The following is a 24,953-nucleotide window of genomic DNA, read 5'->3' on the forward strand; positions in this document are numbered from 1 at the left end:
GGCTCCACCTTCTCAGGAGTTGGAGCCTCCGACAAACCCGGCGCGGTTCAAGACGCCGTCGATATAGGTCGCGATCGGATTTTCGATGCCCGGACCGAAGGCCCCCGTTCCAACGCCGCGCAGGCGAGGCTGAAAATAATTGTTCTGCGCCCCTGTCGTCAACGCGGGCGTGACAACCGAAAGGTCCTGCGCCGTAGCGACGCCAGTGGCGGCAAGGCGCGTTGAAGTGATCGCCGTGATCGCGATCGGCACATCCTGCAAGCGCTCCTCACGCCGTTGGGCGGTGACGACGATTTCCTCGACGCCGATCCCCGGCTGCTGCGGTTCCACCGGCGCTGCGGGCGGCGCGCTCTGCGCCATTGCGGCTTGCGAAAGCATCGTCGCGGCCATCACAGATCCGAAATGTAGAATTCCATGTTTAGCTTTCATCTTTCCCCTCCTGAATCATATTTTCCTGATTGCTGTCTTCACGAATAGTTTCGCCAATCTCCCTCAGTTCAGCTGAACAGAATTTCTGAATTTGAAAGCCCGTTGGCGATCATCTGCGAATATGCGTCATGCTGTTCACGGGCGACTTCCGTATGGGGGAAGATATGGTGGAAACCAGCCTCCATCCCCTTGATGATCCGCTCACTCACGGCGCCCGCATCCTCGCCGTTCAGCGGGCTGACGAAGCTGGGCATCGGCGCCACAGCGCCCTCGACCACCGGCCGCAGATCTTGCGAACGCTGCTCTACATTTGTCTTCGTCAGGCCTGGGTAGATTGTGGACACCTTGACAGGCGTGCCTTCCAGGCTGTCGCGAAACCCCTGCATGATCGCAGGCAATGCGAACTTGGCTGAACTATAAGCCGATAAATGCGTCCCGGGCGGTGTGAACAGTCCGGCGACTGATGCTGTGCTAAGGATATGCGCAGGCTTCCCATGCGCCTTGATCGAGGGCAACAGCGATTGAATGGAATGAAAGACGCCGAAAACATTGACGGCAAACGACCATTCCAGTTCTTCTGGCTTCACCTTGTCCAGCGGAATGCCGGTGAGTCCAACCCCAGCGTTGGCGAACAAATAATGGATCTCGCCATGCGCTGAGAGAACTTCGCTTGCAACTCGATCAACTTGCTCACGATTGCTGACATCGGCAATATGGTTCGTAACTTTGGGCGCTCCCGCCGATCGTGCGGCCGCCTCGGTCTCGGTCAGCCCATCGGGAAGAATATCGACTAGGGCGAGATTGGCGCCCCGGCTGGCAAAGGCCAGTGCGAGCGCACGCCCGATGCCATTGCCGCCGCCGGCGATGTAAACGGTTTGTCCCGCATATTGCGACATATTGTCTCTCTCCATGGTCGCGGACCGGGCGCTGCGTCGTCCTCGACATTGTCCATGCTATTAGTACGACTGTGCGGTAATCACGTCAATAAAAATAGTACGGTTGTCCAGTAACGGGCGCAATAAGCATATTGCGAGAGGGGCGGCGGAATAAGGCACACCGGAGTGGCCGGAAAGTTAGCTTCCGGCGGTAAATAGGTGGGCTAGCCGCCCTCGTGGACGGTCTAATCCGTTAGGCGGCCGGTCCCGTGCTTTCGTCCACGACCGGGTTTGAGAGGCAGCCGACACCCGGAATATCAACTTCGACTACGTCGCCAGCCTTCATCCAGACCGGCGGCTTGCGCGCCGAACCGACGCCACCTGGCGTGCCGGTGACGATGACGTCACCTGGCAGAAGCTCAGTGAAGATCGAGCAATAGGCAATGAGTTCAGGTATCGTGAAGATCAGCTGATCTAGCGTTGCTGACTGCATCACCTCGCCGTTCAGCCGCGTCTGAATGGTGAGCGCCGCCGGATCGGGAATTTCGTCGGCAGTGGTCAGCCATGGTCCGAAAGCGCCAGTCGCGGGGAAGTTCTTGCCAGGGTGAAATTGCGTGGTATGGCGCTGAAAGTCGCGAACGCTCGCGTCATTGTAACAGGAATAGCCAGCGATGGCCGAAAGCGCGTCGACTTCGGAGGCGCGCCGGACGCGGCGGCCGATGACGATCGCCAGTTCGCCTTCATAATCAAGCATATCTGACTCGACCGGCCGCAGGATCGGCTGGCGATGACCGATCTGGCTGCGGCCATAGCGCGCGAACACGGTTGGGTGATCGGCCTTCGCAAATTTCGTTTCGGCCAGATGATCCTTGTAGTTGAGGCCGATGCAAAGAATCTGACCGGGATCGGGGATGACCGGATCCAGCGAAACATCCTCCAGCCGCACACCGCCAGGCTGTGCCGACTCGGCGATTGTGCGCGCCTGTTCGATCAAGCCATTCTCGATCGCCTGCTTCAACGTGGCGCCGCCCGAAGAGGCTAGCGGCGTGCGCAGGTCGATCACCATGCCGCTGGAGGTAACGGCGCCCCAGCTTCGCTGATTATCGTGGGAATAGCTTACCAGTCGCATATATTCGTTCCTTAGGCTGTCATGACCCGGAGCGGGCTCAGGAAGCGGGCTGGAGCAGCTTCCGGCCGCTTGGCCGGAAGCGTGTAGGCCATACGCCGCCACGTCCAGGCGCAATGACGCCGTTGGGATCAACCGCATCTTTCAGTGTATCGGCAAAGCGTTGCAAGGCATTGTCGTTAAACGAATAGGCCTGGGACACGACGTCCTGGAATGCTGGCGCGCAGCGATATTCTCCGAAACCGGCCTTCGCGGCTTCAGCGACATAATAATTGTACAGCTCGCGCACTTCCTTGTTCTTCGCCGCATCTTCCCGCGACATGCCGAATGCGGTCATCATCAGGAAGCTGCGCGTCAGCCAGGCAATCGGCGGCATAAAGCGCGTGACGATCGACGGCACGCCACGGCGCTCCGCTGCTTCGATGAACATCTTTTGCGCATCGAAGACGGCCTGAGCCGTTTTGGACGTGACGGCGGAAAACCAGAGATGGCCGTCACTAGGGTTGGGATTGAGTTCGGTTCGCGCGCCGATGGAGAACATATTCAACGACGGAATGCCCAGGGAAACCTTCCGTGCCACTTTTTCCTTATCCTCATCGGACATGGGGAAATGATATTCGTGGAGAAGTTTGCCAGTGCTGCCCGGAATGGCGGCAAGGATCTTTGCCTTGGACGATTCCCAGGCCGCGCGCACGACTTCGCGGCAACCATAGAATTGAAGCTCGACATTCCAGGAAGCGACGCCCAGATCGCGGGCAAGCTGGTCGAGCTGCTCGTCCGTGGCGGACAGGTCCCAGGCCAGCTTCTGAACGCGCGGGTCCATCATCTTTCGCAGGACCGGGCTGCCATATTCCGGCATCGTCACCATGCCCGTATTTTGCAGATAGGTGACGATGTCGACCAGCGGGGCAAGATCCTGGCGCCGCAGCACTTCGATCATGGCTGAAATATAGGCTTCCGGTTCAGGCATCAGCCAGAAGCCCATCTTTGTGACGATGCCGAAATTCGCCTGTGCGAACAGCCCATCGACATAGGGGCCATAGCCATAGCGATATTCGGCGAAGGTCTTGGAGCCCGGCATTGCGCCCATGCCGGTGCGCATCACCTCGCCATTGGGCAGTACCACTTCCATTCCGGCATGCGCGCCGAAATGGTCGGCATAGGTTTGGAGCGTATAGCCAATCCCGTGGTCAAGTGCATTACCGATCGGGCTGCCCCAGCCGGGATCGGGAATATCCAGCCACACCTTGAGCTTGCGTTCCTGAATATAATGATAGAGGTCGAAATAGGACAAGCCAGGCTCGACGATTGCGAAATGACGCTTGTCGTCGACCTCGATCACGCGGTTCATTCGCTTGAGATCAACGATCACGCTGCCGCGCAGATTGGGCGAGGACCCGCCATAGCCCAGGTTCATGCCAGTGGAGATGGCGAACAAGGGGATTTTGAAGCGGTTGGCGATGCGAACGATCGCCTGCACTTCCTCGACCGTCGTTGGTGCGACGGCGGCGGAAGGGATCAGTTCATCGGGCTCGTCCCACAAGGGCGAATAGGCATCCCGATAGAGCATCACATCGTCTTCGGACGTGAACACCCATTGCGAACCAACTGCCTGGGCGAACTGTTCGAGCGCCTGCTTGAAATCGGCGACGGAAACCTGGGGCGGCAAAGGAAGGGCCATTGCAAATCCTCGAATTAAAAAGGCTATTTATCTGAGATCCTTAGGCCGCAGAGCGGCGGCCGAAGCATCGTAAACTGACATTGCCGAACATCATCGGCGATCCCCCGTGGGCGACAGTTGGGTCCGGCGGATAGAATTGTATCTGGACTACCCGGAAATCACGCACAGTGCAGGCGGCGAAATCCTTGTTCGCCTCCACTGCTCTCGCCTGATGGTACGAGCCGCATCATACTCCCATCCTCACCTGCTTGTTCCAGTTATGGAGAAACCGTACGATCGTACGGCCCATGAGTCAATGATGGCGTTGATCGATCTTCGACGGACTACAGCTTGTTCGCCAGCTTGGAGATATTCGCGATCGGAAATTTGCCCTGCTCTGGCGGGAACGGAGCACAACTCCCCAGACTGACCGGGGCTCTCACGGGCACCTGCCTCCTTCGCATGCCTGCGCAGGAGTTCACTCCAATCCCGTAAGCGGCGTAGGACGCAGCCGCGAAATGCTCGCAGAGTGCCTCAACCTGCTTCGGTGACGGCCTTGCTGGTCCTTTTGGCGCTGCCGGAGACTGTCCGGCCTTCTTCGGCCTTCGACTGTGCCTTCCGCGCACTGGGCACCTTGGCCGCCTTCGCTTTTCCCCGCACGGGTGGAGGCGTCACTTCGCGGCGGTGGGCGATCTTCTCGATCCCGCCGACGATAAAGTCGAGCATCGTCGGATAGGCTGCCCTCAAATCCTTCTGACTGCTGGTCGGCAGATAGTTCAATGCATCGGAGCCGGACACGGCGAATGTGCCGGTGAAGACGGAGATGGCGTAGGAAAAGGCTTCGCTGGCGCTATCCAGGTCAAGTCTGGGTTCGGCCGCGATGAGCCTTTCGATCCCTTCATTCACCGACACGAGGAAGTGCGATGTCACCAGCGCCGCCCATCGGGGATCGCGGCCCATGACCGCAAGGAGCCGGGCGTAAAAGTGCCATCCGCGATCGGGCCCAGTCAGCGCATCCACGATGGGCCTGGAAAAAGCGTCCATGATGTCGTGGATGGACGATGTGCGCAGCGCGTCGAATGCCTGACGGCGGACATGATTAAGCTCATCGGCCCGCCTGGCGATCACCATTTCGAACAATTGTTCCTTGGTCGGAAAATGATAAGTCAGCAAACCGAGGGAAATCGCCGCGTCCGAAGCGATCATGCGCATTGATACGCCGTCATAGCCATGCATCGCGAACTGCCGTTCAGCGGCATCAAGCAGCAGCTTTCGCGACTCGTCGGCATTTCGCCTCTGCACTCGGGTCATTCATCGGTCCTTTCGGAGGATGGGATCGGCGTTGGAGATACGGGAGCATGCCGCTATCACATGCACCGCCGTTCCGTCATCAACAGTATTGGCGGATTTAGTTCGATTTCCCAGCGCGGGGATATATTTCCCCCGCCACGCCATTCCCATCCCCGATCATTCTGTGCACGTTGGATTCTACCCAGTCGGCCAGCGGACGCAACAATATGGCTGCTTCCCGTCCAAGATCGGTGAGGCTATAATCGACATGAGGCGGTACGACCGCATGGGCCTGCCGCAGAATGAGGTGGTTGCCTTCCAGCAGGTGGAGCGTATGCGCCAGCATGCGCTCGCTCACGCCGCCGATCCGCCGCCGCAACTCGCTGAAACGATATGTCCTTACCTCCAGCGCCAGGATTACCATGGCGCCCCAGCGGCTCGTAATATGGCGGAATATCTCACGGGACGGGCATGCGACCGCCATCAGGTCGCCTTCCCGCAAGGCGGTGGACAACGGCGTGCTGTTGGAATGCTGGCTCGGAGATTTCATACTAACAATATTGTACGTACTTACCCAAGCTATTCAAGTCGCATAAATGGAGCGCTTCCAGCAGACATTAACGGAAGGATTCATGATGATCGCTGTTACAGGTGCAAATGGCGGCTTGGGACGATCGACGATTGCAGCGCTGAAAGTACGCATCCCCTCGTCCTCGATCTTGGCGCTCGTGCGTTCGCCGGAAAAAGCGGCTGATCTGGGCGTCGAAGTACGTAGCTTCGATTATGATAAATCCCCGGAACAATTGGCGCAGTCTCTGAAAGGGGTGAACGTCCTCTTGCTTATTTCATCCGCTGACTTGGGAAAGCGCGGCGAACAGCACGGAAATGTCATCAAGGCCGCCAAAATCGCGGGGGTGAAGCGGATCGTCTATACCAGCATCGTGAATGCAGACACCTCGTTGCTGAGCCTGGCCGAGGAGCACCGCGAAACGGAATCGGCGCTTCGTGAAGCCGGTGTGCCGTTCACGATCCTGCGCAATGGCTGGTATGCCGAAAATCCGTTGCACGGGCTTGAGGGCGTACGGGCAAGCGGCAAGCTGATCGGCAGCGCCGGGGACGGGAAGATATCCTTCGCCACCAGAGACGATCTGGCCGAAGCGGCTGCGATCGTCCTGACGGGGACGGGCCATGAAGGCAAAGTCTACGAACTTGGCGGCGACACGCCTTATACGATGGCGGATTATGCCGCGGAGCTGTCGAAGCATTTTGGCCGGGACATTCCCTATGCCGACCTGCCGGTAGAACAATATGCCGGAATTCTCGCTGGCGTGGGCATGCCAGCGCCCTTTGCCCAGGCTGTCGCGAGCTGGGACGCTGCTGCTTCCACGGGATCGCTGTTCCATGACGGCAATGATCTGCGCACCCTTTTGGGACGGCCGACCGTCCCGATCTCCGCAGTGATAGCGCAAGTGGCCAAATATCCATCACGGCGCGACCTGACGGGTCCGCCATGGTCATCATCACACGGGATCGGCGCGGCCCTCATGGAGGACGGGGTCGCGCCGGGCGGTCTAATGCGCGATGCAGACGGCCTTTTCCTCCGTATAGCCGTTAAGCCATTCGGAGCCGAAATCGCGGCCAAGCCCCGATTGCTTGAACCCGCCGAAAGGCATGTTCGGATCGATGAACACATGGCTGTTGACCCAGACCGTGCCTGCTTCCATCCGCCGGGTCAGCGTCATCGCCTGATCGATGTCCTGCGTCCAGACGCTTGCCGCAAGGCCAAGGTCGCTGTCATTGGCGCGGCGCAGGCCTTCTTCGGCATCCGCGACGGGCGTGATCGTCAGGACGGGGCCGAAGACTTCCGAACGGGTCAGCTGCGCCTGTTCGGGCGCGTCCAGGACGAGGGCGGGTGAGACATAATAGCCTTCGTCCGGCACGCTGACGTCCTGGAGGATCTGCGCTCCGGCCGTGCGCGCGTTGTCAAGGAAGCCGCGCACTTTCATGCTGTGCTGCGCCGATGCGAGCGGGTTGAGTTGCGCTTGCGGGTCCAGTCCGGGTCCCGCCGTCACGCCGCCGATCGCCTGCCGCAGCCCGGCCACCAGATCATCATATAGCGGCGCTTCGACATAGATGCGGGATGCGGCGGCGCAGACCTGGCCGCCATTCAGGAACCCGCCCGCCATCAGGCCCGGAATGACCTTGTCCAGCCGCGCGTCGCGCAGGACCAGCGCGGGATTCTTGCCGCCCAGCTCCAGAGTGAAGCGCTTCATGCCGTCGATCGCGGCGTGGCCCACGGCCTTGCCGGTGGCGGTCGATCCGGTGAAGCTCAGCTTCGCGACCAGGGGGTGCGATGTCAGCGCACGGCCCGCGACCGCGCCGCTGCCGGTCACAACGTTGAAAACGCCAGCGGGGACGCCTGCCTCCACGGCCAGTTCCGCGATGAGCAGCGCGGTCAGCGGCGTCACTTCGGACGGTTTCAGCACCACGCTGCATCCCGATGCCAGAGCGGGCAGGACCTTCCACAGCGCGATCATCAGGGGGAAATTCCAGGGCGCGATGGCGCCGATGACGCCGATCGGCTCGCGACGCGTATAGGCGGTCCAATGCGCCCGTCCGCCGGGCAGCGACAGGTCGAAGGTCCGACCCGAAATCTTCGTGGAAAGGCCTGCCGCATAGCGTATCCAATCGACCGACGCGCCAACTTCCAGCATGCGCGACAGATTGATTGACTTGCCTTGTTCCAGCGTCTCGATCTGCGCGGCGGCTTCCCCGCGTTCCTCAAGCAGATCGGCGAGGCGCAGCAGGACGCGTTCCCGGTCGGCAGGGCGAAGATCGCGCCAGCGGCCATCGGAAAATGCGGCGTGTGCCGATCGCACCGCCTTGTCGACATCCGCCGTCGTCGCGTCGGGAACATGCGCGATGACTGCGCCGGTCGAGGGATCATGGACGGCCAGCCGCTCGCTGCCCTCCGAAGCGCAGAATGCCCCTTCGATGAACAGCGCGGCGTCCCGCTCAAGGAACCGGGCGGCGGCTGGTTCGATCGTGAAGGGGCCTGCATATGCCATTATCGCTCTCCTATGGGCGCGGGACGAAATTTCTCTCTGCTCCCTGTCTAAAAACGCCGCGCGCGCGTTGCTGTCATCAGTTCCGATGACAGAAGGGCGCGGCGGCCCGCCATATCCTGCCCCTCATCCGCCACGGGGCACAGGAGAGGAGAGTTTGAGTTGACGGCGCATGACCCTGTGGCAGCTTCCGGCGATACCGCCGCTGTGGAACCGGCAATGGTTCCCGGCTTTGGCAACCATATGGCGACGGAGGCAGTGCCCGGCGCGCTGCCGGTCGGGCGCAATTCCCCCCAGCGCGTACCCTACGGCCTTTATGCCGAACAGCTTTCGGGAACGGCCTTCACCGCGCCGCGCACGGAAAACAAGCGTTCCTGGTTGTATCGCTTGCGGCCTGCCGCCAATCATGATGCGTTCGAGCCCTATCGCAACGTTGGCCTGCTGCGCTCCGCCCCGTTTGATGAGGTTCCTCCCAATCCCAACCGTCTGCGCTGGGACCCGCTGGCCTTTCCCGAAGCGCCCACCGACTGGGTGGACGGCCTCGTCACCTATGGTGGCAATGGCGATGTTGGAACGGGCGCGGGCGTAGGCATTCATCTGTACGCCTGCAACCTGTCGATGAAGCATCGCGCCTTCTTCAACGCCGATGGCGAGTTGCTGATCGTGCCGCAGGAAGGATCGCTGCGGATCGTCACTGAACTTGGCCTCCTGACCGTGGAGCCGCAGCAGATCGCGGTCATTCCGCGTGGTGTTCGCTTCCGGGTCGAGCTGCTCGACGGTCCGGCGCGGGGCTATGTCTGCGAAAATTACGGCGCGCCTTTCCGCCTGCCTGATCTTGGACCGATCGGCGCGAACGGCCTTGCCAATCCGCGCGATTTCGAAACGCCGGTCGCCTGGTTCGAGGATGAGGACGTGCCCACGTTGCTGATCCAGAAATTCCAGGGCGGCCTCTGGTCGACGGCGCTGGGCCACAGCCCGTTCGATGTCGTCGCATGGCACGGCAATCTGGCGCCCTATCGATATGACTTGCGGCGCTTCAACACGATCAACACGGTGTCATTCGACCATCCCGATCCGTCCATCTTCACTGTCCTCACCAGCCCCAGCGAGACGCCGGGCACCGCCAATTGCGACTTCGTCATCTTCCCGCCGCGCTGGATGGTCGCGGAGGACACGTTCCGGCCCCCATGGTTCCATCGCAATGTGATGAGCGAATATATGGGCCTCATCACCGGAGAATATGATGCGAAGGAAGGCGGCTTCCTGCCCGGCGGCGGATCGCTTCACAACCAGATGAACGGCCATGGTCCAGACCGGGCCAGCTATGAAAAGGCGGTCGCGGCCGACCTTGCACCCTTCAAGATCGAGAACACGATGGCCTTCATGTTCGAAACCCGGCACGTCATCCGCACCACGCCTTGGGCGATGCGGACGCCGCCCATGCAACTGGACTATGACGCGGTGTGGGCGAACATGGAAAGGGCGAAGCTGCCATGACCGGCCGCATGGACGAAACGCACGATCCCGCCCTGACCAGCTGGGTGGAGTCCGCCAACGGACATCCTCAATTCCCCATTCAGAACCTGCCCTTCGGCATCTTCTCCATAGGGGATGGTGAACGCAGGGCCGGAGTTGCGATAGGCGACCTGATATTGGACCTCGCCGTCATTGCTGGTCACCTTCCGGCCTCCGCCGCCGATGCGGTCAGCGCATCCACGCTCAACGCCCTTTTCGCATTGCCGGCAGCGGACCGGCGCGCGCTGCGGCGGAGCCTGTCGTCTATCCTGTCGGACGCCGGATGGCGGGATCGTATCGCGCCTGCCCTGCATGCAGCGGACGGCTGCACGCTGCACCTGCCCGCCACCATCGGCGATTATACCGACTTCTATGTCGGCATCCATCATGCGGAAAATGTCGGGCGGCTGTTCCGCCCGGACAATCCCTTGCTGCCCAACTATAAGTGGGTGCCTATCGGCTATCATGGCCGTGCCTCTTCGGTCCGTCCCTCCGGCGAGCCGGTGCGGCGGCCGCTGGGCCAGCGCAAGGCGCCCGATGCGGACAGTCCGGTCTTCGGTCCCACTCAACGGCTGGACTATGAACTGGAACTGGGCGTCTGGGTTGGGCAGGGCAATCCACTCGGCCAGCCCATTCCGATCGGCGAGGCGGCGGATCATATCGTTGGCCTGGGCCTCCTCAACGACTGGTCCGCGCGCGATCTCCAGGCGTGGGAATATCAGCCCCTTGGACCCTTCCTGGCCAAGAATTTCCACACGACCATCTCGCCCTGGGTGGTGACGGTGGAGGCGCTGGCTCCGTTCCGCATCGCCCAGCCGGTGAGGCCGGAGGGCGACCCCGATCCATTGCCCTATCTGAACGATCCCGCCGATCGCAACGAGGGTGCTTTTGCGATCGAGATGGCAGTGCTGCTGAGCAGCGAACGGATGCGCGCCGAGGGTCTGCCGCCCATCCGGTTGAGCCGGGGACCGGCGAGCAATATGTATTGGACCGTGGCGCAGATCGTCGCGCACCATGCCTCCAACGGCTGCAACCTGCGGCCGGGCGACCTTCTGGGAACCGGCACGATTTCGGGAGCGGAAGCGGGGGAACGCGGCAGCCTGCTGGAACTGAGCGAAGGCGGCAAGTCGCCCATCGCCTTGCCCAGCGGCGAGGAGCGGCGCTTCCTGGAGGATGGCGATGAGCTGACCATCGCAGCCACCGCAAGCCGCGAAGGCGCTGTGCCGATCGGCTTTGGCCCCTGTACCGCGCGCATCCTTCCGGCCCTGTCATGATGCGGCTGCACGGATATTGGCGTTCGGGCACCAGTTACCGGGTTCGCATTGCGCTCAACTTCAAAGGGGTCACCTACGAACAGGTGGCGCACGACTTGCGGCGGGGGGATCAGAAGGATCAGGCATTTCTCGCCCTACAGCCGCAGGGGCTGGTTCCGGCGCTGGAGGCGGACGGGCAGGTGCTGATCCAGTCGCCCGCGATATTGGAATGGCTGGAGGAACGCTATCCCGATCCGCCGCTGTTGCCGCAGGATGCGGGGGGAAAGGCGCAGGTGAGAGCGATGGCCGCGATCATCGGCTGCGACATCCATCCCCTCAACAATCTGCGAATATTGAAAGCGTTGAAGAATGATCTGGGTGCGGATCAAGCCGCTATCAACAACTGGATCGCGCGCTGGATAAGCGATGGGTTCACCGCGCTGGAAGCGATGACCGGAGTGCATGGCGGGGTGTTCCTCTTTGGTGACGGACCCACTTTGGCCGACGTCTATCTGGTGCCGCAAATCTATTCGGCCGAGCGGTTCGGCGTGGACCTGTCGCCATTCCCTCGCTTGACCGCGGCGGCCACGGCGGCGCGTGCGCTTCCGGCCTTCGCCGCCGCCGATCCAGCGGTGCAGCAGGACGCTGATCCCGGCTGACCCCGAATATCATTTCCCCAACCAAAAATCCCGGCTTGTGCGCCGACCCAAAGGAAAAGGACGATCATGGCAAAGCCCTTTGCATCCTCCGCCGACGTGGCGGAAAAGACCGAAACCCTGGAAGTCATCGCGGACGGCGTCTACGCCCTGACCGCAGAGGGTGATCCCAATGTCGGCGCGATCGAGGGGGAGGATTTCCTCGTCGCGTTCGAAGCGCGGGCAACGCCTGCCGCCGCCCGAGACTGGCTGAGGAAGCTGCGCGAACATACCGGCAAGCCGATCAAATATCTGGTTCTGACCCACTATCACGCCGTTCGCGTGCTGGGCGCGAGCGCGTTCGATGCGGAAAACATCATCACCAGCGAAACCACCCGCAAGCTGATCGAGGAACGCGGCAAGCAGGATTGGGACAGCGAATTTGGCCGCATGCCGCGCCTGTTCAAGCAGCCGGAAGAAATCCCCGGCCTGACCTGGCCGACCCAGACGTTCGAGGACCGCTTCGACATCGACCTGGGCGGCGACCGGGGCACGATCGAACTGCATTTCTGCGGCCGGGGGCATACGGCGGGCGACATCGTCGGCTGGCATACGAAGACGAAGACCCTGTTCGCGGGCGATCTGGTGGAGGCGGAAGCGGCGCTCTATACCGGCGACGCGTTCCATTTCGACTGGTCGAGCGACACGCTTGACCGCGTCAAGGCGTTCCGCGCCGAGCATCTGATCGGCGGGCGTGGCGCAGTTGCGCATGGGCTGGAGGCTACCGACGCCGCCGTGGAACAGACGCGCGGCTTCCTGCTCGGCATGATCGAGCATGTCGGCGCGGCCCACAAGCGCGGCGGCACGCTCAAGGAAGCATTCGAAGCGACCCATGCGGCGCTGGAGCCGAAATTCGGGCGCTGGCCGATCTTCGAACATTGCCTGCCCTTCGATGTGCAGCGTCTGTGGGACGAGTTTGACGGCATCGACTGGCCGCGCATCTGGACGGAAGAACGCGACCGCGAGGTTTGGGCGCAACTTCAGGGCTGAGACGGGCGATGGCCGCAACCAACAGCATGAACGGGGTGCCGGTGTGGCGCCCCGTAGGGACGACGCCGCTCGCGGCAATTTCCCCGACGCCGCCCGCCGTGACGATCGTGGGGGGCGGTCCGGTGGGGATGACCGTCGCGCTGGACCTTGGCCGCAGGGGCCATCGCGTCGTCATCCTGAACCGGCTCGACTTCGTGCCCGCCGGTTCCAAGGCGATCTGCTTTTCCAAGCGCACGCTGGATATCTGGAACCGGCTGGGCGTCGGCGCCCACATGGCGGAAAAGGGCGCGGTCTGGAATGTCGGCAAGGTCTTCTGGGGCGATTCCGCCGACCCCATCTACAGTTTCGACATGCTGCCCGTGAAGCATCAGCAGATGCCGGGCTTCATCAATCTTCAGCAATATCATGCCGAAGATATATTGATCGACGCGCTGGCGGAGCTTCCCAATGTCGAAATCCGCTGGGGCCATGAGGTCACGGGCATCGAACAGGATGGCAAGCAGGCGGTTCTGCGCGTCGTAACGGGCGGGCAGGAATACCGGCTGGAAACGCCATGGGTGATCGCCTGCGATGGCTCCCGCTCGCCTGTCCGTCACATGCTGGGCATGGATTTCGAAGGCCGCGTGTTCGAGGATAATTTCCTGATCGCCGACATCAAGGTGAAGGGGGATCGTCCCTGTGAACGATGGTTCTGGTTCGATCCGCCGTTCAACCGGGGCCGTTCCGCCCTGCTGCACAAACAGCCGGACGAGGTATGGCGGCTGGACTTCCAGCTTGGCCGGGATATCGACCGCGAAGCCTGCATCCGGCCGGAAAATGTCGCGCCCTATATTCGCGGCATGCTGGGCGACGGCATCGAATTCGAGCCGGAATGGTACAGCGTCTACACCTTCCAGTGCCGCCGCATGGAGAGCTTCGTTCATGACAGGGTGATTTTCGCGGGCGACAGCGCTCATCTCGTTTCCCCCTTCGGCGCGCGGGGATGTAATGGCGGCGTGGCAGACGCCGACAATCTGTGCTGGAAGCTGGATCTGGTGCTGCGTGGCGAAGCGCCCGAAAGCCTGATCGCCAGCTATGATTATGAGGCGGTGGTCACGGCGGACGAGAATATCCTCAATTCCACCCGCTCGACCGACTTCATGTCGCCGGTGTCGCAGGCGGTGACGGCGATGCGGGACGCCGTTCTGGAGCTTGCGCATCAGCATGCGTTCGCGCGGCCGTTCGTCAATTCCGGCCGCCTCTCGACGGCCGTTAGCTATCCCGGCAGTCCGCTCAACACGCCGGACGAGCAAGGCGCCCTATGGGCGGGCATCCCGCCGGGGAGCGTTGCCCTTGACGCGCCGGTCGCGGATGGTTGGCTGCTCGACCATCTGTCGCATGGGCAATTCACGCTGTTGAGCTGGCATGCGGACATCGACGCGCCTGCGGGCGTGACGCATTTGCGGCTCGAAATCATGGGTGATGTAGAAGCTTTGGTGGTGGCGCGTTATGATCTTGAGCGGGGTTCGGCCTATCTGATCCGGCCGGACCAATATGTCGCCGCACGGTGGCGGTCGCCGGACGCGCGGGCGGTGGAAGCGGCGCTGGGCCGCGCAATGGGGAAGAAGTGATGGCGGCGCTCAATCTGCAACCCAATATCGCCGACCCGGACGGCCTGTACGCCAGGCTGGCCGCCCTGCACGAGGGGCTGGATGAGCGGCGCAGCGCCGTCGTCAACAGCAAGCTCATCCTGCTGCTCGCCAACCATATCGGCGATCCGCAGGTATTGGCCGAGGCGATCGACACGGCGAAGGCCGCGCATTTGGCCATTTCATCGGCAGCCGAACAGGCCTAAAAGCATCATCAGGCGGCCTTCGGGCCTTGCCTGAAGGAGCAGGACATGGCGGTTGCGGCGGCTTGGCAGGACAAGAATTACGAAGCCCTGATCAGCGCGCTGGGCACCGCGTCGCTGGGCGAAGTCATCCTGCGGGCGGCCGACGACATTTCGGACGTGGACGAACTGTTCGGTTTCTGGATAGCCGATGACGGGCCGCCGGTGCAACTCGCCTCATCGGGCCATCGCGGATCGTCGCGCAGGCGGGCTTCCCTCTATTCCAGCGGCTTTCACGCCATGGACCCGCTGCTGCGCCTGGTGAGGACCATGCCGGAACAGGCGCCGATCATGTCCGCATCCATAGCGGCCAAGGACATCGACGATCCCCTGTACCGCCGCGAATGTTTCGACCGGCCGGGGCTCAAGGAAAAGATCGCCTTCGTCCAGACCTATGGCAGCCGCCACTATGTGCTGAGCTTCTACTGCGGGCGCGGCCTGCGGGAGGCGCAGGTGGACCGGCTCGCCGCCCTCGCCGCGCTGTCGCTGCCGATATTGAAACGGCATGGCGAGTTGCTGGGCGATGAGGTCGGACTGTCCCTGACCCAGAAGATCGAGCACCGCCTCGCGCGCGCCTATCCGCGGCTGACATCGCGCGAGCGGCAGGTGTGCGCCCGGTCACTGGCGGGCATGACGGCGGAGGCGACCGCGATCGATCTGGGTGTGGCGGAAACCAGCGTGCTTACCTATCGCCGTCGCGCCTATGAACGCTACGGCATTTCCAGTGCCGGGCAGCTTCTGGAAAATCTTTTGAGTTGAGGGGGTTTTAGACCTGCCCCTCCATGGGAAGGCTTTCCAGAGCGTCACCCCGGATCAGGTCCGGGGTGACGGTCATTCGAAGGGTTCCACTTCCTTTTAGAAGGGAGGGCTTCGACAAGCTCAGCCCGAACGGAGTGGTGGGCTCAGCCCGAACGGAGTGGGGTGCTCAGGCCGAATAGAATGGAAGTGTTCAGGGGGACGGGGTGGGTGCGCTCGGCCCAACGGGAGAGATGGTTGGGCGACCCCTTACGCGATGGCGCAGTAGTTTTTGGTGAAGCGGTCGCTGTGGATTTCCCACAGGACGGGCGTTCCCTTTTCCACATACCATGCCTCGCCGGGCGCGAAGGTCTGGGCTTCGCCGGTCAGTTCGTTGGTCAGCGTGGCGCTGCCTTCGACCACGACGGCATGTTCGTTGAACGGGTAGGTCATGCGGAACCGTCCCTTGCCCGTTGCGAAGAAGGCGCAGGAGAGGGGCGCGCCGGGCGTGCCCGCCACCATTTTTCCGAAGGCAAGTCCTTCGCCTTCGAGGACTTCGGAACCCAGGTCCGCAAGCGTGCCCCATGGGTCGAGATCGGGCACGTCATTCGGCTGGAACTTGTGCATGACAGTCTTCCTTTCTTTAGCGGCCGTGAAAATAGCCGGTGATCTGGTGCCAGGTCTTGGCGGCGGACATCACGGCCGGTCGCAGCCGGTCGCGGCCCAATATGCGCATGTGCGGGATGGAACTCATGAGATCGTATCGCGCCGATCCTTCGCTCATCCCTTCGGCCAGTATCTTGCACACGATATGCGAAGGGGTGACGCCGAAACCGGAATAGCCCTGAACGAAGAAGGCGTTAGGCCTGCCTTCCAGCGTTCCGATCTGCGGGAAGAGATTGGCGCTGCACGCCATCGGCCCGCCCCATGCGAAAGCTATTCCCGTGTCGCGCAGATAGGGGAATATCTGGAGCATCAGCGCGCGGGTCCATGCCGCATAGTCGCGCGGGAAATATTCCACGAACCGGGTCGCGGAGCCGAACAGCAGCCTGTTTTCCGCCGTCACCCGGAAATAGTTGATGACCGGCGCGATGTCGCTGTACGCGCCGCGAATGGGGCTGATCCGGGCCACCAGTTCATCGGGCAGCGGATCGGTCGCGATCTGGAAGGAATAGGTGTTGATGGTCTTCGCATGGATCGAAGGCTCCAGCCGCCGCAGGAAACTGTCGCAGGCCCAGAGCAGCTTCGACGCGGTGACGCTGCCCGAACCCGTGCGCACGCGGATGCGGTCGCCATACTCGACCTCGATCACTTCGCTGTTTTCGAAGATGCGCGCGCCGTAACCCGTCAGCGCCCGCGCCTCACCCAGCAGCAGGTTCAGCGAATGCACATGGCCGCCGCCCATATGTTTGAGCACCGCGCAATAGGCGCCGGAGCCGATGACGTCCTTCACCGCCGGTCCGGTCAGCAGTTCTATGTCTTCGTCCGGCTCGGCTTCGCGGAATTCGTCCTGCCACGCGCGCAATGTGCGTTCCTGCCGCGCGTTGGTGGCGAGATAACCATAGCCGCGATGGACATCGGCATCGATGCCGTATTTTTCCGCCCGGCCGCGCAATATGCCCGCGCCCAGGCTGGCGATCTGGAAAAGGGACTTCATCCCTTCCGGCCCGACATGGCGGGCGACCAGATTGATGTCGTGGCCGATTCCAGCCATCACCTGTCCGCCGTTGCGGCCGGTGCCGCCATAGCCCAGATGCCGCCCTTCCAGCACGACGATGTTGGTGATGCCATGTTCGGCCAGTTCCAGCGCCGTGTTGATGCCGGAAAAGCCGCCCCCGATGACGACGACATCGGCGTCCAGATCCTGCGTCAGGCGGGGATAGGAGTCGTCATATTTGCGGGTGGCGGTGTAGTAGTTGAGCGCATCGAGCCGGCGAATGGGATCTTGCATCGCGTTCTTCTTCAGCAAGGGAGGGGAGCGGCGGCCCGCGACCGGCGAGCCGCCGTCCGGGTCATTGTGCGGTCAGGCCGTTGCCGGGCGCCTGATAGGCGACTTCCCCGTCGATCAGCGTCATGAGCACGCGGGTGTCATGCACGGTGGTGATGGGCACGTTGAAGATGTCCCGGTCGATGATCACCAGATCCGCGCGCTTGCCCGTTTCGATGGTTCCCGTCTCGTCGCCGCGCCCAAGCTGCCGCGCGCCGTCGATCGTGAAGATGCGGACCGCTTCCTTGAGGGTGATCGCCTCGGCTGGTCCTGCCGGTTCGCCCCCGCCGCCGGGCGCGCGCCGGGTGACGAGCGTTTCGATCGCGGCCCAGGGATTGACCGAGGGGATGACGTTCCAGTCGGACCCCGCGACTGCGAAGACTCCGGCGTCCAGCGCCTCGCGGATGGGAATCCATCGTTTCATGCGCTGATCGCCCACGGCGGTGACGATGTTGTCGACGATGGGGGAGGGCGACCAGATATAGGGCGAAAATTCCAGCGTCGCGCCGATTGCCCTAGCGCGTTTCAGGTCGTCGGGCGCGACGAAGCTGGCATGGGCGACCTCATGCTGAAGGCCCGAAAAGCCATGGGCTTCCCGCGCCGCCTGTATGGCGTCCAGGCTTTCCCTGACGGCGGCGTCGCCGGCGGCGTGCATCTTCACCACAAGGCCCATGCCATCATAGCGGACGACATCCGCATTCAGCGTGGCCGGGGGTATCAGGAGCAGGCCCTTCGCGCGGGCGGGATCGGCTTCGGCATGCGGCCCGGCATGGGGAACATAATCCTCCAGCATGGCCGCCGTATGTCCATCGGTCGGCACGCCGTCCGTCAATATCTTGACGCAGCCGGGGTCGAAGCGTTGCCGCGCATAGACCTGGCGCAGGGCGATGAGCTGCTGATCGGCCGCGATCATGCAGGCCCTGACATGCTGCTTGAGCTGGCCTGCATCGGCAAGATCGGCATAGGCCTGCGCCGCGCCGCGGGAGACGAGCGCATCCTCAAAGCCGGTGATGCCGTAGAACAGCATCTTGTCCAGCGCCCATTGCAGCGCCTTTGCATTGACGGTCCGGCTGCTCGGCGGAATCTTGACCCGCACGAGATTGGCCGCCGCTTCGCGCAGGACCCCGGTGGGCTCGCCCTTCGCGTCGCGTTCGATGATGCCGCCTTCCGGGTTGGGCGTGTCGCGCGTGATACCGGCGAGCTTCAGCGCGGCGCTGTTCGCCCAGCTGCTGTGGATGCTGACATCGGTCAGCAATACCGGGTTGTTGGGGGCGATGCGGTCGAGCAGGCCCTTGGAAGGCGTTTCGCCCAGCGCCGCCGGTTCATAGGCGCGGCCGACGATCCATTCGCCCGGCGCCCTGCCCTTCACGCATCCGGCAACGGCGTCCAGCGCCTGCTTCATCGTGCTGGTGGGTTCGATCTGGCATTGCAGTTCCGACAGGCCAGCGGACATGGGATGCACATGCAAGTCGTGGAGGCCGGGCAGCACCGTCTTGCCCTTGAGGTCGATGACCTTGCCGCCGGGAGCGGCCTTCGCCGCTGCGCCGTCCCCGACCGCGATGATCACGCCTTTGGAAATGACCACATCCTTTGCCCAGCCCTGCGGCGTCCAGACATGGCCGTTCTTCAATATGAGGTCGGCGGCAAGGGGCGGGGGCGGTGCTTCCGCCCCGAACTGGGCCTGGGCCATGCTGGGAAGGGACAGGGCCAGCAGGGCCGCGATCATCCGTGTCCGTGAATATTTGCGCTGCATCGTGAAGGGAACTCCGGCAAGGGAACCGGACGCCGGCACAGGCCAGCGCCCGGAATGACAGGTCAGTAGCGGAATGTGGCGGTGACGCCGAGAGTGCGGGGCCGCTGCGTCACCCGGCGGAAGAACAGCGTGGTGCCCGGATCATGCGACCGGGCGAGGGTCGCGCTGCCGTTGGTGACATTGTTCGCGAACACCGACAGGTCGAAACCGTCGAAGGACAGGCCCGCCCTTAGCGACAGGTTGTTCACCTCCTGCTGGGCCGGGATGGTGAGATCGGCGGTGCCGTTCAGCGGGTTGAGGTTGACCGTCTCTCCCTTGAGCGCGCTCAGATACTGGTAATCGCCCCGGATATAGGCCTGCTGGCCCATCAGGTCGAACCGGTACTGCGCATTGAGATAGACCTGCCACGGGTGAAGGTCGATCAGGTCGCCTTCGGTCACCAGGTTCCGCGTGGCGCTTGGCCCGGCGAGGACCGTGTCGTTGAACTTCGCCTTGGTATAGCCGACCGACCCGCCGACAGTGAGATTGTCCGTCGCCGCCAGCTGGAACTGGACGTCGAAGCCCTTGCTGGTGGCCGACCCCAGATTGTCCGTGAAGTTGAAGCCGCACCCGTTCAGCGCCACTGTCTGCTGGATATTCTTCCAGTCGATCCAGAAGGCGCTGGCTTCGACGGAAAGCTTGCGATTGAGGAATTTGCTCTTGGCGCCTGCTTCATAGCTCCAGACGCTGTCTGAATCGAAGAAGGCGGGCCGGTTCGTCAGGCCAAGCGCGCCCAGTTCCGTGCCCGGAACCGGAGTGCCGGTGGATGAAACGCCGCAGGGAAGGCCGACCGCGAAATTATAGCCGCCGATGCGGTAGCCTTTCGCGGCGTTGGCGTAGACCAGCGTATCCTCGCTCGCCTGATAGGAAAGGCCGAATTTCGGGGTTAGCGGCTTTTCCTTCTGGCCGCCCTGGTCATTGACGGGCGGGCCGATGACGGGGCCGACGAAGCTGGCCGATGCGTCCAGCTTGGCCTTGGCATAGCGCAGGCCAACGGTCAGTTTCAGTTTCGGGGTGACGGCGAAGTCGACCTGGCCAAAGGCGGCAAGTTGCTTTTCAATGGTCACCGCCTTGTCCATGACGGACGTATAGCGCCCGTCCACCAGCGGCTGGCCGAAGAACTGTTCGAAGCTGATGCCGATATTCTGCTGGATCAGGGTCGGGAGATAGGTGTCCTCCACATATTGGATCGCTTCCTGACGGTTATGCGAATAGAAGCCGCCGACGACCCAGGTCAGGCGGGAATCCGGGTCCGCCGATTGCAGCCGGACTTCCTGCGTGAAGTTGCGCTGCGTGTTGGTGAAGGTGGATGCGGCCGCCATCTCCGGCGGGAAGAAGGGGTTTCCGGCCCAGATCGACGCTTCGAAACTGGAATAGTCGCTGACCGAGGACTGGTCACGGCTGAAATAGGATGTGTTGGAGATCAGCGCGACCTTGTCGCCTTCCCAGTCCAGTTTCAACGCGGGCAGGATGAACCTGTCATGATTGGTGTTCGCCAGCGCGTTGCCGTTGCGATAGTCGTTGTCGCTGCGGTCCGACAGATTTTCCCAATAGGCGTTGCCGTCATCGTTCGTCACGCGCTGAAAGAAGACGGACGGGGTGATCTTCAACTGTTCCGTCGCCTGCCAGGCTATGGCGCCCTGGAACACCACCGTGCCCTGACTGTTCGAATTCTTATCCAGAACGTCTCCGGTGCGATAATCGACCCGGTCGATATAGCCCCCGTCGCGCCGGTAATAGGCGCTGACCCGCGCCGCCAGCTTGCCGGGGACGAGGGGCGCGCTCGCCGCCGCGCCGATTTCATAGCTGGGCGCGCCGCTCTTGGTCGTCGCCAGTTCCGCGCGGCCATAGATTTTGAAGTCGTCCAGGTCCGGTTGCGGCGTCAGGAAGCGGACGGTGCCGCCTTCCGATCCCGCACCGAACAAGGTGCCCTGGGGACCGCGCAGGATTTCGACGCGATCAAGGTCGAACACGGCGGGAAAGCTGGAGAAGGAGCCATAGCCCAGCGAGCGCGTCTGGATCGGCGTGTCGTCGATATAGATGCCGGTGGTCGCCGAGCCCGCCGTCGAGGAAATGCCGCGGATCGAGATGTTGGCGGCGCCGGAATTGCGGGCGTCGCCGCGCGAGAAGGTGACGCCGGGCGTCAGGCGCGCGATGTCGTCGACGGAACGGGAACCCTGGCGGTCCAGAGTTTCCTGGTTGAAGGCGGCGACGCTCAAAGGCACCTTGGACAGGGTCACTTCCTGCCGGGTCGCGGTGACGATAATCTCGCCGCCGTCCCCGCCAGCCTGATCCTGCGCCGCAGCGCCGCCCTGGGCGAAGGCCACGGACGTGGAAAGGGCGACTGGCATCAGGCATGTGCAAGATGTCAGCTTCCACCATAAAGGTTTGTTGGTCATATTATTGTCCCTCTTCTAATATTGTTGTGTTCTTCCTGCGTGTAATCTTGTTATTTTTGATAATTAGTTGGTTATCGTCTCTGTCCAGTTAGAAAATGATGCGTGCGGCGCTGGGCCAGATAAGCCTGCGCTATGTCGCAGCAGCGTTCGATCAGCGACCGCGTCTGCTGGCGCGCCGTTTCGGTTTCCTGCCGCGTCGCCACCCAGCCGAGATAGGTCACGCTGCGGGCGAGCAGGAACAGCGGCAGCTGCTCCTCGAAATTGCCGGGAACATCCCGCGTGCTGCGATAGCCGGTGAACAGCGCGTCGCGCTTGGCTTCGAACGAACGGTTGCCGATCTGGAAATGCAGCGCCGTCGCCAGTTCGAACATATGCCAGCCCCATCCGGCGTCATCAAAGTCGATCAGACGGATGTCGGACCCCTGCACCACCACATTGTCGGACAGAAGATCGGCGTGGATCAGGCCATAGCAGGACGGATCGCGGGGCATTTTGCCCAGATCTTCCGCCAGAACGGCGCGCGCTTCCCTGATCAGGGCGGCTTCGGCCCTGGAAAGCCATTCCAGGTCCCAGAAGGGTCCCCAGATCGGCGCGTCGCCGGTCAGCCCTTCGGCATCCCAATGATGGCGGTGAAAACCGGCGGGCGGCGACCATGACGCGCCATGTTCATGCAGGCGGCCCGCCGTTTCGCCAAGGTTCCGGTAAAGCCCGGCCACCCGTGCTTCGTCGGAATCGGGCTGATCCTCTATGGCGCTCAGCGTTTCGCCGTCCAGCCATTCGAGCAGGTCGGCATAACGGGTTTCCCGCGCATCGGGCGTCAGGAAGGCGACGCTGTAATGGCCGGTCAGGGAGGCCTGGGGATGCGGCACATGAAGGCCGCTCGCCGCCAGCGCGTTCATCCATGCCAGTTCCGAATCCAGCGCCTGCGCGCTGTGATAGCCGGGCCGGTGGATGCGCAGCGCAAATGCCTGATCCTGTGAATTGCGCACGGAAAAGACAGCATTTTCGCGAAATTTGATGAGGCTGGGTTCGCCGAACTCCCCCGCCCAATGACGCAAGGCTTCGGCCGCGATTCCGGCCAGCATGCGCGTCTGGTCATCCATGACGGACGGCGCGCGATCAGACATTGCGATGGCCCATCCGGGTGAGGACCGCATCAAGAGCGGTGAGCAGAATCTCCGCTTCGTCTATGCCGAACGCCAGAGGCGGCCGGATTTTAAGAACATTGTTCGCAGGGCCGGTGCGGCTCATCAGCACGCCTTCGTCCCGCAAGGCGTTGACGATCGCCCCGGCGGCGGGATGGGGCGCCTTGCTTTCCCGGTCGGCCACTAGTTCGATCGCCGTGAAGAGGCCGCGCCCGCGCACGTCGCCGATCGCGGCATGGCGTCCGGCCAGATGCCGCAGACCGTCCTGCAAATGGTTGCCAGTCACCGCAGCGCGGTCGATCAGGCCTTCCTGTTCGATGACGTCGAGCACCGCCGCCGCGACCTCCGCAGAGACGGGATTTCCGGCGAAGGTGTTGAAATAGAGCGATTGCTCGCCGAACGGATCGGCAAGGTCCGGCCGCGTGATGACCGCGGAGACCGGATGGCCATTGCCCATCGGCTTGCCCAGAGTCACGATGTCGGGAACAATGCCGTAGCGCTTATAGCCCCAGAAGTGATCGCCCATGCGGCCGAAACCGGGCTGGACTTCATCGGCGATGACCAGTGCTCCGGCCTCTCGCGTCAGGTCGACGATTTGCCGGACATAGTCGACGGGAACGTCGATCAGTCCTTCGGTCGAAAAGATCGTGTCGAACAACAAGGCCGCTGGCTTCACGCCATTGTCGCGGAAAGATGCGAGCATCTGCCGGAATTGATCGACATGCGCGGCAACCTGATCCTCAGCAGACATGCCGGGCGCTCTATGATAGGGATCGGGCAGCGTTATGGCGCGGGCGTGCGCGGCGAAGGGTTCCGATACGGGCAAGCCGGTGGTGACTTCCGCCAGAGCCTGCGAATTGCCATGATAGCTGTAATCGGTCACGATGATGCCGGTGCCGCCGGTCGCGGTGCGCGCGATCCTCAGCGCCAGTTCATTGGCCTCCGTGCCGGTGCAGCAGAATAATGTGCGGGACAGCGGGGCGTCGAACGTGGCGAGCAGGCGTTCGGCATAGGCGACGATCGAACCATGCAGATAGCGGGTGTGGATGTTGAGGCGCGACGCCTGACGGCACAGCGCGTCCACCACATGCGGGTGGCAATGGCCGACATGGGGCACATTATTATAGGCGTCGAGATAGCGCTGGCCTTCATTGTCCCAGACCCACGCACCCTCGCCACGCACCAGATGAAGCGGCCGGTCGTAGAAGAGGGGCGAACTGCGCCCCAGGGTGCGGTAACGCCGCTCAAGAAGATCATTCTCTAACGTCAAAAAACTTCCCCCGCAATTGGTGCGGACAGGCTATGCCGCGCGCGCCGGGAAAGAATTCAACTAAGGTCTTAGATCAGTATCAGACTGCGGGCACGGGCGAAGTCAGTGCCCCAGCAAATGTATCCGGGAAAGAAGTTCGGTCCGGGATGAAACGCCGATTTTTTCATAGGCGTTGAACAGGTGCGCCTTGACGGTCGCTTCCTTGATGCCGAGCAGGCGCGCCACGCTGCGGTTGCTGTGGCCCGCCTGAACATGGGCCACCACCTCGGCCTCGCGGCGGGTCAGCTCATAGGATTCGCGCAGGCAAGGCTTGCGCCGGGCCTTGTGGTCGAGGAAACGGAAGGAGCATTCGGCCAGCGGATGCACGCGATTGAGCAGGTCGACGTCCTGCACCCGGAAGCGCCCGCTGCGCGCCGTGCGGAACAGCCCCATGCCCGCAATGATCCTGTCCTGCGAGTCGCGGAAGAAGAGTTCGACCTCATGCGGCAATTCGTATGCATTGAGGAAGGCGTTCACATAGAGACCCGAATCGAAGTCGTGCTGCGCCGACTCCAAAGTAATTACATTGCGATCGCTGTCGTTGAAGCGCGCGGGACTTAGCGGATCATGCGACGCCAGCTTGCTCCGGTACAATTTCAACTGTTCGGTCGGCAATTGCACCAGATAATGCGCGAAGGTGCCGCCCTGATCATCCACCAGATAGAAACATGCCCCGTCCCAAGGCAATAAGCTGCGGAAAGCATGCGTCACGTCGGTGAATATCGCCGCGGCATTGAACGTAGAGTCCTGCGCTTGCTGCATTAGTGTCTCCCCGAAGGCCCGAATTGACAGGGATCAATGCGTTTTCCTGCCGGCCC

21 protein-coding genes and 1 pseudogene are annotated in these 24,953 nt (G+C 62.4%); 8 read left to right on the plus strand and 14 right to left on the minus strand.

Annotated features, from left to right (window positions below):
• Window positions 1-12: 12 nt before the first annotated feature.
• The 6 genes from ET21_RS0119195 to ET21_RS0119220 all read right to left on the minus strand — a co-directional run bounded on the left by ET21_RS0119195 (window position 13) and on the right by ET21_RS0119220 (window position 5,930).
• The gene (locus tag ET21_RS0119195; protein ID WP_030540915.1) at window positions 13-390 is read right to left on the minus strand and encodes a TonB-dependent receptor plug domain-containing protein; all 378 of its coding nucleotides are present in this window, start codon (window positions 388-390) and stop codon (window positions 13-15) included.
• Between the two features lie 107 nt (window positions 391-497).
• Window positions 498-1,325 (minus strand): SDR family oxidoreductase, encoded by an 828-nt coding sequence (locus ET21_RS0119200; RefSeq protein ID WP_051768237.1) that lies wholly within the window; start codon window positions 1,323-1,325, stop codon window positions 498-500.
• 232 nt (window positions 1,326-1,557) lie between these two features.
• Window positions 1,558-2,433: a fumarylacetoacetate hydrolase family protein gene (locus tag ET21_RS0119205; RefSeq protein WP_030540917.1), complete on the minus strand. Its 876-nt coding sequence runs from the start codon at window positions 2,431-2,433 to the stop codon at window positions 1,558-1,560.
• A 37-nt stretch (window positions 2,434-2,470) separates the two neighbouring features.
• A complete protein-coding gene (locus ET21_RS0119210; protein WP_030540918.1) occupies window positions 2,471-4,111 on the minus strand; it encodes an FAD-binding oxidoreductase in 1,641 nt (546 codons plus the stop codon).
• Window positions 4,112-4,624: 513 nt separating this feature from the next.
• The gene (locus ET21_RS26725; RefSeq protein ID WP_021239189.1) at window positions 4,625-5,401 is read right to left on the minus strand and encodes a TetR/AcrR family transcriptional regulator; all 777 of its coding nucleotides are present in this window, start codon (window positions 5,399-5,401) and stop codon (window positions 4,625-4,627) included.
• Window positions 5,402-5,498: 97 nt separating this feature from the next.
• Window positions 5,499-5,930: a helix-turn-helix domain-containing protein gene (locus tag ET21_RS0119220; protein WP_030540920.1), complete on the minus strand. Its 432-nt coding sequence runs from the start codon at window positions 5,928-5,930 to the stop codon at window positions 5,499-5,501.
• Between the two features lie 85 nt (window positions 5,931-6,015).
• Between ET21_RS0119220 and ET21_RS27275 the strand changes: the two are divergent.
• A pseudogene (locus ET21_RS27275) lies at window positions 6,016-6,654 on the plus strand (SDR family oxidoreductase); the annotation flags it as partial.
• A 297-nt stretch (window positions 6,655-6,951) separates the two neighbouring features.
• On the opposite strand, the gene ET21_RS0119230 reads toward ET21_RS27275, so the two are convergent.
• Window positions 6,952-8,448, minus strand: coding sequence for an aldehyde dehydrogenase family protein (locus ET21_RS0119230; RefSeq protein WP_037471482.1), 1,497 nt, complete (start codon window positions 8,446-8,448; stop codon window positions 6,952-6,954).
• A gap of 216 nt (window positions 8,449-8,664) precedes the next feature.
• Here ET21_RS0119230 and hmgA point away from each other — a divergent pair, with 216 nt between their 5' ends.
• The 7 genes from hmgA (at window position 8,665) to ET21_RS0119265 (ending at window position 15,527) form a co-directional block, all read left to right on the plus strand.
• Window positions 8,665-9,942, plus strand: coding sequence for a homogentisate 1,2-dioxygenase (gene hmgA, locus ET21_RS0119235; protein WP_030540923.1), 1,278 nt, complete (start codon window positions 8,665-8,667; stop codon window positions 9,940-9,942).
• A complete protein-coding gene (gene fahA / locus ET21_RS0119240; RefSeq protein WP_030540924.1) occupies window positions 9,939-11,234 on the plus strand; it encodes a fumarylacetoacetase in 1,296 nt (431 codons plus the stop codon). The genes hmgA and fahA overlap by 4 nt, the downstream gene beginning before the upstream one ends.
• Complete coding sequence (maiA, locus tag ET21_RS0119245) at window positions 11,231-11,872, plus strand: maleylacetoacetate isomerase (RefSeq protein WP_202807144.1); 642 nt, start codon at window positions 11,231-11,233, stop codon at window positions 11,870-11,872. The genes fahA and maiA overlap by 4 nt, the downstream gene beginning before the upstream one ends.
• A gap of 66 nt (window positions 11,873-11,938) precedes the next feature.
• Window positions 11,939-12,898: an MBL fold metallo-hydrolase gene (locus ET21_RS0119250; RefSeq protein ID WP_030540926.1), complete on the plus strand. Its 960-nt coding sequence runs from the start codon at window positions 11,939-11,941 to the stop codon at window positions 12,896-12,898.
• 8 nt (window positions 12,899-12,906) lie between these two features.
• Window positions 12,907-14,508, plus strand: a complete 1,602-nt coding sequence (locus tag ET21_RS0119255) for an FAD-dependent oxidoreductase (RefSeq protein ID WP_030540927.1) — start codon at window positions 12,907-12,909, stop codon at window positions 14,506-14,508.
• On the plus strand, window positions 14,508-14,732 hold the full coding sequence (locus tag ET21_RS0119260) for a DUF2783 domain-containing protein (protein WP_051768238.1): 225 nt from the start codon (window positions 14,508-14,510) through the stop codon (window positions 14,730-14,732). Before ET21_RS0119255 ends, ET21_RS0119260 begins: the two co-directional genes overlap by 1 nt.
• A 45-nt stretch (window positions 14,733-14,777) precedes the next feature.
• Window positions 14,778-15,527 (plus strand): LuxR C-terminal-related transcriptional regulator, encoded by a 750-nt coding sequence (locus ET21_RS0119265; protein WP_030540929.1) that lies wholly within the window; start codon window positions 14,778-14,780, stop codon window positions 15,525-15,527.
• A gap of 246 nt (window positions 15,528-15,773) precedes the next feature.
• Here ET21_RS0119265 and ET21_RS0119270 read toward each other — a convergent pair whose 3' ends face one another.
• The 7 genes from ET21_RS0119270 to ET21_RS0119300 form a co-directional block, all read right to left on the minus strand.
• Window positions 15,774-16,130 carry a cupin domain-containing protein gene (locus ET21_RS0119270; RefSeq protein WP_021239178.1) on the minus strand — a complete coding sequence of 119 codons (357 nt, stop codon included), beginning with the start codon at window positions 16,128-16,130 and terminating at the stop codon, window positions 15,774-15,776.
• Between the two features lie 16 nt (window positions 16,131-16,146).
• Window positions 16,147-17,454, minus strand: coding sequence for an FAD-binding oxidoreductase (locus ET21_RS0119275; RefSeq protein ID WP_030540930.1), 1,308 nt, complete (start codon window positions 17,452-17,454; stop codon window positions 16,147-16,149).
• A gap of 61 nt (window positions 17,455-17,515) precedes the next feature.
• On the minus strand, window positions 17,516-19,243 hold the full coding sequence (locus ET21_RS0119280) for an amidohydrolase (protein ID WP_051768239.1): 1,728 nt from the start codon (window positions 19,241-19,243) through the stop codon (window positions 17,516-17,518).
• A gap of 62 nt (window positions 19,244-19,305) precedes the next feature.
• The gene (locus ET21_RS0119285; protein ID WP_081856780.1) at window positions 19,306-21,681 is read right to left on the minus strand and encodes a TonB-dependent receptor; all 2,376 of its coding nucleotides are present in this window, start codon (window positions 21,679-21,681) and stop codon (window positions 19,306-19,308) included.
• A gap of 71 nt (window positions 21,682-21,752) precedes the next feature.
• Window positions 21,753-22,808: a phosphotransferase enzyme family protein gene (locus ET21_RS0119290; protein WP_051768241.1), complete on the minus strand. Its 1,056-nt coding sequence runs from the start codon at window positions 22,806-22,808 to the stop codon at window positions 21,753-21,755.
• Complete coding sequence (locus ET21_RS0119295) at window positions 22,801-24,096, minus strand: aspartate aminotransferase family protein (protein WP_030540934.1); 1,296 nt, start codon at window positions 24,094-24,096, stop codon at window positions 22,801-22,803. Before ET21_RS0119295 ends, ET21_RS0119290 begins: the two co-directional genes overlap by 8 nt.
• Before the next feature lie 102 nt (window positions 24,097-24,198).
• Window positions 24,199-24,897 (minus strand): LuxR C-terminal-related transcriptional regulator, encoded by a 699-nt coding sequence (locus ET21_RS0119300; RefSeq protein WP_021239171.1) that lies wholly within the window; start codon window positions 24,895-24,897, stop codon window positions 24,199-24,201.
• Window positions 24,898-24,953 lie beyond the last annotated feature (56 nt).

Origin of the sequence: Sphingobium sp. DC-2 (genome assembly GCF_000722555.1) — a bacterium.
GTDB classification, from domain to species: Bacteria; Pseudomonadota; Alphaproteobacteria; order Sphingomonadales; family Sphingomonadaceae; genus Sphingobium; species Sphingobium quisquiliarum.

Bases quoted from the DNA above. Each gene is read 5' to 3' on its own strand.
- ET21_RS0119195 (WP_030540915.1), bottom strand. From the start codon at position 390: ATGGCCGCGACGATGCTTTCGCAAGCCGCAATGGCGCAGAGCGCGCCG.
- ET21_RS0119200 (WP_051768237.1), bottom strand. From the start codon at position 1,325: ATGTCGCAATATGCGGGACAAACCGTTTACATCGCCGGCGGCGGCAAT.
- ET21_RS0119205 (WP_030540917.1), bottom strand. From the start codon at position 2,433: ATGCGACTGGTAAGCTATTCCCACGATAATCAGCGAAGCTGGGGCGCC.
- ET21_RS0119210 (WP_030540918.1), bottom strand. From the start codon at position 4,111: ATGGCCCTTCCTTTGCCGCCCCAGGTTTCCGTCGCCGATTTCAAGCAG.
- ET21_RS26725 (WP_021239189.1), bottom strand. From the start codon at position 5,401: ATGACCCGAGTGCAGAGGCGAAATGCCGACGAGTCGCGAAAGCTGCTG.
- ET21_RS0119220 (WP_030540920.1), bottom strand. From the start codon at position 5,930: ATGAAATCTCCGAGCCAGCATTCCAACAGCACGCCGTTGTCCACCGCC.
- ET21_RS0119230 (WP_037471482.1), bottom strand. From the start codon at position 8,448: ATGGCATATGCAGGCCCCTTCACGATCGAACCAGCCGCCGCCCGGTTC.
- hmgA (WP_030540923.1), top strand. From the start codon at position 8,665: ATGGTTCCCGGCTTTGGCAACCATATGGCGACGGAGGCAGTGCCCGGC.
- fahA (WP_030540924.1), top strand. From the start codon at position 9,939: ATGACCGGCCGCATGGACGAAACGCACGATCCCGCCCTGACCAGCTGG.
- maiA (WP_202807144.1), top strand. From the start codon at position 11,231: ATGATGCGGCTGCACGGATATTGGCGTTCGGGCACCAGTTACCGGGTT.
- ET21_RS0119250 (WP_030540926.1), top strand. From the start codon at position 11,939: ATGGCAAAGCCCTTTGCATCCTCCGCCGACGTGGCGGAAAAGACCGAA.
- ET21_RS0119255 (WP_030540927.1), top strand. From the start codon at position 12,907: ATGGCCGCAACCAACAGCATGAACGGGGTGCCGGTGTGGCGCCCCGTA.
- ET21_RS0119260 (WP_051768238.1), top strand. From the start codon at position 14,508: ATGGCGGCGCTCAATCTGCAACCCAATATCGCCGACCCGGACGGCCTG.
- ET21_RS0119265 (WP_030540929.1), top strand. From the start codon at position 14,778: ATGGCGGTTGCGGCGGCTTGGCAGGACAAGAATTACGAAGCCCTGATC.
- ET21_RS0119270 (WP_021239178.1), bottom strand. From the start codon at position 16,130: ATGCACAAGTTCCAGCCGAATGACGTGCCCGATCTCGACCCATGGGGC.
- ET21_RS0119275 (WP_030540930.1), bottom strand. From the start codon at position 17,454: ATGCAAGATCCCATTCGCCGGCTCGATGCGCTCAACTACTACACCGCC.
- ET21_RS0119280 (WP_051768239.1), bottom strand. From the start codon at position 19,243: ATGCAGCGCAAATATTCACGGACACGGATGATCGCGGCCCTGCTGGCC.
- ET21_RS0119285 (WP_081856780.1), bottom strand. From the start codon at position 21,681: ATGACCAACAAACCTTTATGGTGGAAGCTGACATCTTGCACATGCCTG.
- ET21_RS0119290 (WP_051768241.1), bottom strand. From the start codon at position 22,808: ATGTCTGATCGCGCGCCGTCCGTCATGGATGACCAGACGCGCATGCTG.
- ET21_RS0119300 (WP_021239171.1), bottom strand. From the start codon at position 24,897: ATGCAGCAAGCGCAGGACTCTACGTTCAATGCCGCGGCGATATTCACC.